Origin of the sequence: Streptomyces sp. Ru72 (assembly GCF_002920635.1) — a bacterium.
Lineage (GTDB): Bacteria > Actinomycetota > Actinomycetes > Streptomycetales > Streptomycetaceae > Streptomyces.
Map to the genome: position 1 here is coordinate 1 of NZ_PQSR01000179.1, position 8,480 is coordinate 8,480.

Genomic DNA, 8,480 nt, shown 5'->3' on the forward strand with positions numbered 1-8,480 from the left:
GGGCCTCTTAGCCGTTCGAGTCCGGCTTCCAGTCCCGGACGAGGAGACCGAGCAGCACCTCGTCCATGAACTCGCCCATCACCCAGGCCGAGGAGCGCAGCAGACCTTCTTGCCCTTCAGCGTGCAAGCTCCTGTCCGACCGGGCTCGCCTGCGGCAAACGAATAGCAGGCCGACTCAGTGCGGCAGGAAGGTGGGCCTGAGGGAAGTCAGTGGAGGCACAGGCAGAACGGATGGCCGGCCGGGTCCGCGTAGATCCGCCAGTTGGTCCCCGGGCGGAGCTGGTCCGTCCGCTCCAGTACGGTCGCACCGAGGGCGAGCGCCCGCTCCTCCTCTCCGTCGAGATCGTCCACATCGAAGTCCAGGTGGAGCTGCTGCGGGCGCTCCTGGCCCGGCCATTCGGGCGGTCGGTAGCCGTCCACGCGCTGGCAGGCCAGCGGTATCCCCTCGAACCCGTGCACCTCGACCCAGTCGGGTTCCTCCGGGTCCGCGACCACCCGGCCACCGAGCAGATCCGCGTAGAACTCCGCGAGCCGTACCGGATCGGCGCAGTCCAACGCGACCGCCTGCAGCTTTCGAATCACTTCCGACACCCCTCGCTCTTCGGCCGCTTCCGCGACGCCCCCGTACAGGAGGGGTCGTACCCGCCACGGCGGCGGGCATGCTTGGCCTCTTGCATCCGAGAGCACCACCCATCGAGGTCCCGATCAGACAGATCGAACCCTCGTGACCCCGGCCATCAACGCGTGGTGATGCAGAAGGGATGCCCAGCCGGATCGGTGAGGACCCGCGCCCTGTCCCCATGAGGCTGGTGATCCGGCTTGCCCGCACCCAGCTCCAGCAGCCGGGCTTCGGCTTCGTCCAGGTCCTGCTCGACCTTGAAGCAGATGTGAAGCTGCTGGGGAACGATGGGGTCGGGCCAGCTGGGAGCCCGGTAGTCGTCAACCCGCTGAAAACCGATGAGGAGTCCGTACTCACCGTTGAGACCCGCGAAGTCGGCGTCCGACTTCGGGTGCGGTTCAAGGCCGGTGGCCTGCTGATAGAACGCCGCCAGCGCCAGCGGATCAGGGCAATCGAGTGTTATCGCAACCAACTTCATCTGGAGGGGCATGGCGTCTCCGGGCCGATCGGTCACTTCCGTGATGAACACCCTAGAGGCAGCTGCCTGTGGTCGAGCGGGACGCCGACCGCCGGCCTGTCCCACCCGACCTGGGGCCCCGGGGCATCGGGAGGGAGTCGATCAGCCTGCGGGCGGGCTGATTTGACGACCCGCCGAACACCGACAACGCAGTCAGGCGGCCGGGGACGGCAAGCACACGCCCAGCAGCGAGAGGAATGCGGAGGCGGCGGGTGACGGGGTGAATCATCGACCTCGTCGAGGCACCCGCCGAGCGGCCGGAGGGCTCCAACGTCGACCACATCTGCTTGGTGGTCGAGCCGCTCGACTGGCAGCAGGTCATCGATTCCGGCGTCTTCACGGTACTAGACGGTCCCGGCGAACGTTTCGGAGCCCGGGGCAACGCGGTCTCCCTCTATGTGCAGGACCCGGACGGCAACACCGTGGAACTACGCTGGTATCCGCAGGACGCCTGAGAACTCCCCCTGCGACCGGCCCCTCGCACCGGCGGGACGGCCCGGTGAGGCCGGTTCACGGAATGCGCCCGGCGTCAGCTGCCAGGACGGGACGGTACCGGCCTCACACGCCGATCGCGCCGTCGATGCGCTCGCGGAGCAGGTCGGCGTGGCCGTTGTGGCGGGCGTACTCCTCGATCATGTGGATGAGGACCCAGCGCAGCGACACCGTTCCGCGCCAGGAGTCGTCGCCCTCGACGTCGAGGTCGGGGGCGTCGGTGACGAACTGTTCGGCGAAGGCCACCTCGGTGCGCCACGCCTCCCACGCGGCTGCGACGACCCCGGGGTCGTCCGTGGCACCGTCGAAGTCCCCGTCGGGGTCGTCAGCCGAGGAGAACAGGGCCGGCGCATCCTGCCCGGCGAGGACCTGCCGGAACCAGCGGCGTTCCACATCGGCGAGGTGCCGGACCAGGCCGAGCAGCGAGAGTGTGGACGGCTTCACGGACCGCAGGGACAACTCGGGGCCCAGGTCCGAGCACTTCAGCTGCAGCGTGGCGCGCTGGGCGTGCAGTACGTCGACGAGCATGCGCCGTTCGTCGCCGGTCGTCGGACCGGTGAACCGGCGAGCGCCGTCCGGGCCGCCGAACAGGTCGCCTCTTCTGGTGGGGCCGCTCAATGTCCGCCTCTCGGTCCGTGCTGGTTCGCGCGGCCGTGACCGCCACGGTCGCGTACTGCGCCTTGAGGCCGTCGCCATCCGCGTCAGGCCGGCGCCGACCGCCTGCTGTGCGCCGGCCGGCGAGGCATCCGCCGTCCAGATCCCGGCCCTGCGTGAGGTCGTCACGACGGCCGTCCGCGGCATCCTAGGGGAGCCGTGAACGCCCGTCAGGGTTTCACGGTGCTCGGGATCCCCATGCCGGCCGGGGATGGGACGGGGCGGCGAGCCGGATCCGGTACTGCGGCGGTATCGGCTGCTCGGCGGCCCATCGGGCGAGCGACCCTGTTTCCGCCCACCAGGGATCTGCGCCTGTCAGGCGGTTCTGGTGGGCCAAAGCGAGGTGACGTCGTCCGACGGGGGTTCGGTGATCATCCGGTCCCCGGACGCCGGGGAGCCGCCGATGGCCCGGGAGTTGCCCTCCGTACCCGCGTCGTACACCGGCCAGCCCGGGTCCCCTGTGGCGACGAAGGAAGCCAACGCGCCGACGAGTGTGTCGCGTACGGCGAGGTGTTCAGAGGTGTCGGCGCCGACGAGGGGTAGCTTGTCGAAGATGTACAGCAGGTCGGCACCGTGGAAGGCGCCCATGGCCGGGCCGCACGGCTCGTCGAGCAGCAGGTAGTGGTAGGCGCGCCCGCCGGCGGTGACCTGCGCCCGGGCCAAGCGGGTGGCCGGCACCCGGAAGACGGCGTCGCTGAGGAAGGCGGTGCGCAGGGCCGCCAGGTCGGACTCGCCGGTGCGGCCGCGGTAGGCCTCGAGGAGCCCCGCGGGGTCCACGGCGCCGATCCGGCGCATCTCGGTGTGCAGGGTGGAGGCGTCAGCCTGCTGGAAGGAATCGCCGCCGATCACCTGGAAGACGCGTACCTCGTCGCGGGTGGCGCCGATGAGCAGCGGGATCGCGGCGGCGGCGCCTTCTGTGACGGCCTGCTGCGGCGCTGTGGTCAGGACGTACCCGTCCAGCACGGCGCCCCAGGAGCGGCCGCCGGGCAGGTTGCGCCGGCCGATGTCCGCGTTGACGACACGGCCCTGCGTGTCCAGGATCCGCTCCACCGGCACCGTGAGCAGGCCCTCCACATCGTCGAGGTGGAGGGCGGCGATCAGCTCCTCGGCCATGCCGGTCGCGGTGGCCCGGTCGAAGAGTCGGGACGTGCTGCCGCTGTGCAGGATCGCCTTGTGGAACAGGCCGGCCGCCGCGGGGGCGGCCAGCAGCGCGCCGACGGAGAAGGCCCCGGCCGACTGCCCTGCCACGGTGATGTTGCGGGGGTCACCACCGAAGGCGGCGATGTTGTCCCTGACCCAGCGCAGGGCGGCGATCTGGTCCTGCAGGCCGAGGTTGGCGGACCCGGCCCACTGGTTGCCGAGGTCCGCCAGGTGCAGGAAGCCGAGGGCTCCCAGACGGTAGTTGGCGGTGACGACCACAGCGCCGGTCTGTCGGGCGAGAGCGGCCCCGTCGCTGTACGGCGGTGCGGCCGAGCCGGCCTCGAAGCCACCGCCGTAGATCCACACGATGACCGGGTGCGGTCCGGGACCGGTCTGCGTCCACACGTTCAGGTACAGGCAGTCCTCGGAGGTCTCCTGGATCTCCGCCGTGGGGAAGGTCGGGAAGGTCGACTTCTGGCCCGCCTGAACAGGAGCGGGTGCGAACCGGCCGGCCTCGCGGACACCGCGCCATGGCTCGGGCGGTTGCGGCGGGCGGAAACGCAGTTCGCCCACCGGAGGAGCGGCGAAGGGGACTCCGGCGAAGAGGCCGGCTCCGTCGGCCAGCGCGCGCCCGCGAACGGTTCCCCCGGTGGTGTCGGCCAAGAGCGTGTCCGTCATGGTGCAGTCCGTTTTCTCGTGCAGTGGTGCGGTCTTTCGACCGGCTGTGACTGCGGACAGCGTTCCATCGGAATCGTGACACCTTGCGGCAGGATTTATTCTCGTCGCCGTGAGAGCCGACCGTCTGTTGTCCATCCTGCTGCTCCTGCAGACCCGTGAGCGGGTCACCCACGTGGAACTCGCCGAGCACCTGGAGGTCTCCGTCCGCACCGTCTACCGGGACGTCGAGGCGCTGTCCGCCGCCGGCGTGCCGGTGTGGACGGAACGCGGCCGCAACGGCGGCGTGCGCCTGCTGCCCGGCTACCGCACCGATGTCACCGGCCTGACCCACGACGAGGCCCGGGCCCTGTTCGTGCTCGCCACCGAGGGCACCCACGACGCGCTCGGCCTGGGTGAGGCCATGCGCTCCGCACTGCGCAAGGTCATGGCCGCGCTGCCCGCCCCGCACCGCGACGACGCCGAACGCACCAGCCAGCGCATCCTCGTCGACCCTGCCCGCTGGATGCACGGCACCGAGACTGCCTCCGACACCGACCTCGCCGATCTTCAGCACGCCGTCTTCGCCGATCGGCGACTGCGGCTGACCTACCGCAGCAGCGACGCACGCGAGCCGCGCAGCTACGTCGTCGACCCTTACGGTCTGGTCAGCAAGGCCGGCGTCTGGTACCTGGTCGCCGACCGGGACGGGGAAGCGCGGCTGTTCCGCGCCGACCGCGTCCAGTCCGCCGAGGTCACCGACGAACCCGTCCGCCGCCGCCCCGGACAGCACCTGATCACCGTGTGGTCTTTGCTGCGCAGCCGCTTCGAAAGCCTGCCGGACGACATCCGGGTTCGCTGCCGGGTCCGCCGCGCGCACATGGAGGTCTTCCAGCGCCTGTTCGCGAGCCGTCTCGTCGCCCCGCCCGAGCCGGAGGACGCCGACTGGGCCCATGCCGAACTCCGGTTCCGCGAGCCGGCCGAACTCCGGGGCCTGCTGTCCATGGGCGCCTCGGCCGAAGTCCTCCATCCACCCGCGGCCCGCGCGGAACTGGCCGCCGTCGCGGCTGAGTTGGCCGCCCTGTACCGGGTGCAGGACGCTTGAGCAAGCGCACATCGGATGGGGCGCCGCCACGCAGGTGCACAGTCAGCGCGAAGCAGCGGCAACCACGGCACTCGGAGCGGGCCTCGCACTCGCCCCTTCCGCTCATGCCGCCACGAGGAGCACCTCCCCACCCGCAGCCCGGGCGAGCTCCAGAGCCCACGCCATGCCCATGGCCGGCCTGCGTCAAGGCGTGCCGAACGGGTACTCGGATGCGGCACATCGACCACAGGGAGGAACGCCGTGAGCGGTTCGTCGGTGAAGGCGGTGGGGTGGGCACGCTCCCTGCCGTTGAACAGCGAGGTGAAGACTGCCCGGGACTGGGCGCGCGCACATCTGGAGTCGCTGGGCTGGACGGACAGCGCACCGCAGACGGTGGACGACGTACTCCTGACCGTCTCGGAACTGGTGACCAACGCGCACCGGCACGCGCACAGCTCGGCACAGCTGATGCTGACCTGGGACACGCGCTGTCTCCACGTCGCCGTGCACGACAACTCCACCGACCTGCCCACCCCTCGCCCACCGAGCACCCAGCAACTCGGCGGGCGGGGCATGCTGCTGGTGGACGCCCTCGCCGACGAATGGCAGGCACGGCCCTGCCCCGATGGCAAGATCGTCCATGCCTGCTTCCGCCCGCCGGTGCCCGCCCGGGAGCCGGACGGCTCCTGACCGGCCCGGGGGCCTGAGGTCCACCGTGTCGTCGGCCGGTGGCACCGTCATATCCGCTCGCCGCCGAACCGCCCGCTGCGCGCAGGGTGCTGCATGATTCGGCGCACCCGGCCGGAGCGCAGGCACGCGCCGGCGGCGATCACGACTGCCGCGGTGCCATACGCCCATCCCTGGAGGGGGAAACCGGGTAGGAGTCGGCCGGCGAGATAGAGGACGGTGCCGGCGAGGGTCACCGTCAGCCACTCCCAGCGGCCGTCCATGGCCACGAGAGCGATCACGAGCAGCGAGTACCAGGGGTAGCTCGGGGAGAAGAGGAGCAGGGCGGTGCCGGTGAGCAGCAGCGCACCGCGCCAGGGGCGGGCGGGGTCCCCACGCCACCATGTGTACAGCGCGATCAGCGTGAGCAACGCGACCGCGGTCACGCCGGCGGCGGCGTCCGGCAGCAGCAGTCGCAGCAGGGCGAAGCGGCGTACGTCACCAGGCTCGTAGCCCTCCTCGTGGAGGTAGCCGGGCAGGTAGCCCAGGACACCCGCTCCGGAGGCCATGACGTAGGGCAGGTAGGCGAGGCCGATGGCCGCGACGGCGGCCGCGACGACGCGCAGGACCCGGGTGGGGCTCCGCTGCCCGGACAAGGCGCCTGGCAGGGCGAGGACGGGGAGGAGTTTGACGGCGATCGCCGCGCCGAGCAACGTGCCACGGCGGACTCCGGTTGTGGCGGTGCCGAGCGCGAGCACGACGAAGAGAACGCCCAGGGTGTCGATGTGGGCGTTGTTGACGGCTTCCAGGGCTACAGCCGGACACCAGGCCCACAGCGCGGCCAGGGCCGGGGCCCGCTGCCGGCCGGCGCGGCGGCGTAGAACTCGCAGCAGGGCGATGGTCGTACCGAAGGCCAGGAGGGCGCCTGACGCCTGCAGCGGCTTGTGGCGGCTGTCCGGCGGGGACAGCGTGTGGACGGCGAGGTACCAGCCCTCGGCGACGGGCGGGTAGATGGTGGGGACGGTGGGCCGGTTGATGCGCACACAGAGCCCACTGCTCGTGTGGGTGAGCCCCCATCCCTTGCAGGCTTCTTGTGTGGGGAAGAGCCAGTGGTCGCGCAGGCGGGCGAGTTCAGGTGCGACGGGCGGGTAGGCATACGGCGAGACACCGGCTGCCTGGACACGACCGTCCCAGGCATAGCGGTACATGTCGTCGCTGGTACGCGGCTGCGTGGTGAGCCCGGCCAGGGCGAGTGCGGCCGAACCTGTCAGGACGAGCACGGTCGCGGCGCGGGCCGGGACCGTGCGGAGGGTCCATACGGCCGCCGCGAACAGGGCCCAGGCGACGGCATATCCGCCGAGCAGGCGGCCGGGGGCGCTGTGGTTGTCGCCTGCACGGAGGGTGTTGACGACGATTGCGGTGAGGGCGGCGAGCAGGATCGCGTTCGCAGCGATGCGGACCCGGGTCCTTTGCGAGGTCGCGCGTGCGGTGGGAGGCGAGGGTGAGGGCGCAACGGAGAGCCCGGGATCGTGCCGGTGTCGAGCGGCGGTGTCGGTCATCGGCGCTCCGACCCCTCATGGGACATCCCGCGTGGGGCATCATGCCGCGGATTCGGGCGATGGAGTTCCAGGAAGGTGCGGTTGCCGGTTGTCCACCGGCTCGTGAGAATCCACGCGGTCGCGTCGGCGGCGTGCAGCAGGGCGGTGGCGCCGAGGCGGGCCCAGGGAAACGGGCGACCGTGTCGGCCGTGGCCGTCCTCGACACGGACGGTGAGACGTTCGTCCACGTCTTGGGGGGCGACTTCGGCCAGCAGGCGCCCGCCGGGGCGGAGCAGTTGGCGGAGGCGGGCGAGCAGCGCCGCCGGGTCGCCGCCGATGCCGACGTTGCCGTCCATCAACAAGGCCGTCCCCCAGCGGCCCTCTCTCGGCAGCCGGTCGAAGACGGACCGCTGCAGGGCCGTTCCGCCTCGGTAGCGGGTCCGGGCGACGGCGGCCGGACTGACGTCCACTCCGAGCACCGGAATGCCCCGGGCGGCCAGGGCGGCCACCAGACGTCCCGGCCCGCAGCCGACGTCGAGGACGGGTCCGGTGCAACGGTGCAGCACGCCTGTGTCGGCGGCGTCGGGGGCGGCGCAGAAGCGCTCCACGTCCAGAGGCAGCAGTTCGGCCACCCCCTCGGTGGGCGGTGTCATGCGGCGCAGATACAGCGGCCCGCGCCCGACGCCCAGGGCACGGCCGTAGGGGTCGTCCGTCCAGGGCTCCCCCGGCTCGACGGACGCCCGCCGACCGGTGCGCCGCAAGGGGGCTTGGGGCTGGGAGGGCAGCGTGACGTGCAGGACGTTCTCTTCCGGTGCGCTTCGCTGCACCAGTTCCGTCCCTCCTGTGGCGGCAGTACGCGTTCCGTGGGAGGTGCCGCTCACCGGACGGTCTCCGCGAGCGAGGCCAGGGTGGCGGCGAACCGGGATCCGGGCGGGCAGCAGGCGGCCGCCGAGGCCGCGTCGGCGGCGGTGTCCACATCGCGCAGCATCGGGAGCTCACCGACCGTCAGGCCCGCCTCGGTGAGCCTGCGGCGCTGGACGGCCCCGGTACGGTCGGTGGACATCGGGACGCCCCGGACGAGGGCGCCGGCGCGGGTCGGATCGGCGAAGCCCAGGG

The 8,480-nt window shown here is 71.6% G+C and carries 8 protein-coding genes and 3 pseudogenes; 3 read left to right on the forward strand and 8 right to left on the reverse strand.

Features of this window, described 5'->3' with window-relative positions:
* Positions 1-7 precede the first annotated feature (7 nt).
* The 3 genes and pseudogenes from C3488_RS38395 to C3488_RS38405 all read right to left on the reverse strand — a co-directional run.
* Positions 8-112 (reverse strand): annotated as a pseudogene (locus C3488_RS38395) (N-acetyltransferase); the annotation flags it as partial.
* A gap of 95 nt (positions 113-207) precedes the next feature.
* Complete coding sequence (locus C3488_RS38400) at positions 208-582, reverse strand: VOC family protein (protein ID WP_181139367.1); 375 nt, start codon at positions 580-582, stop codon at positions 208-210.
* Between the two features lie 155 nt (positions 583-737).
* Positions 738-1,109, reverse strand: a complete 372-nt coding sequence (locus C3488_RS38405; protein ID WP_103845466.1) for a VOC family protein — start codon at positions 1,107-1,109, stop codon at positions 738-740.
* Positions 1,110-1,360: 251 nt separating this feature from the next.
* On the opposite strand from C3488_RS38405, the pseudogene C3488_RS38410 reads away from it, so the two are divergent.
* Positions 1,361-1,591: pseudogene (locus tag C3488_RS38410) on the forward strand (VOC family virulence protein); the annotation flags it as partial.
* A 103-nt stretch (positions 1,592-1,694) separates the two neighbouring features.
* Here the strand turns inward: C3488_RS38410 and C3488_RS38415 are convergent.
* Both C3488_RS38415 and C3488_RS38420 read right to left on the reverse strand, forming a co-directional pair.
* A complete protein-coding gene (locus C3488_RS38415) occupies positions 1,695-2,246 on the reverse strand; it encodes a DinB family protein (protein WP_258053906.1) in 552 nt (183 codons plus the stop codon).
* A 351-nt stretch (positions 2,247-2,597) separates the two neighbouring features.
* Positions 2,598-4,100, reverse strand: coding sequence for a carboxylesterase/lipase family protein (locus tag C3488_RS38420; RefSeq protein WP_103845467.1), 1,503 nt, complete (start codon positions 4,098-4,100; stop codon positions 2,598-2,600).
* Positions 4,101-4,209: 109 nt separating this feature from the next.
* Between C3488_RS38420 and C3488_RS38425 the strand changes: the two genes are divergently transcribed.
* The gene (locus tag C3488_RS38425; protein ID WP_103845468.1) at positions 4,210-5,181 is read left to right on the forward strand and encodes a YafY family protein; all 972 of its coding nucleotides are present in this window, start codon (positions 4,210-4,212) and stop codon (positions 5,179-5,181) included.
* A gap of 240 nt (positions 5,182-5,421) precedes the next feature.
* A complete protein-coding gene (locus tag C3488_RS38430) occupies positions 5,422-5,850 on the forward strand; it encodes an ATP-binding protein (RefSeq protein WP_103845469.1) in 429 nt (142 codons plus the stop codon).
* A 47-nt stretch (positions 5,851-5,897) separates the two neighbouring features.
* Here the strand turns inward: C3488_RS38430 and C3488_RS38435 are convergent, their stop codons facing one another.
* From C3488_RS38435 to C3488_RS38445, 3 genes and pseudogenes are all read right to left on the reverse strand, one after another.
* The gene (locus C3488_RS38435; protein ID WP_103845470.1) at positions 5,898-7,385 is read right to left on the reverse strand and encodes a glycosyltransferase 87 family protein; all 1,488 of its coding nucleotides are present in this window, start codon (positions 7,383-7,385) and stop codon (positions 5,898-5,900) included.
* Positions 7,382-8,125, reverse strand: a complete 744-nt coding sequence (locus tag C3488_RS38440) for a class I SAM-dependent methyltransferase (protein WP_258053907.1) — start codon at positions 8,123-8,125, stop codon at positions 7,382-7,384. The genes C3488_RS38435 and C3488_RS38440 overlap by 4 nt, the downstream gene beginning before the upstream one ends.
* 116 nt (positions 8,126-8,241) lie before the next feature.
* Positions 8,242-8,480 (reverse strand): annotated as a pseudogene (locus C3488_RS38445) (glycosyltransferase); the annotation flags it as partial.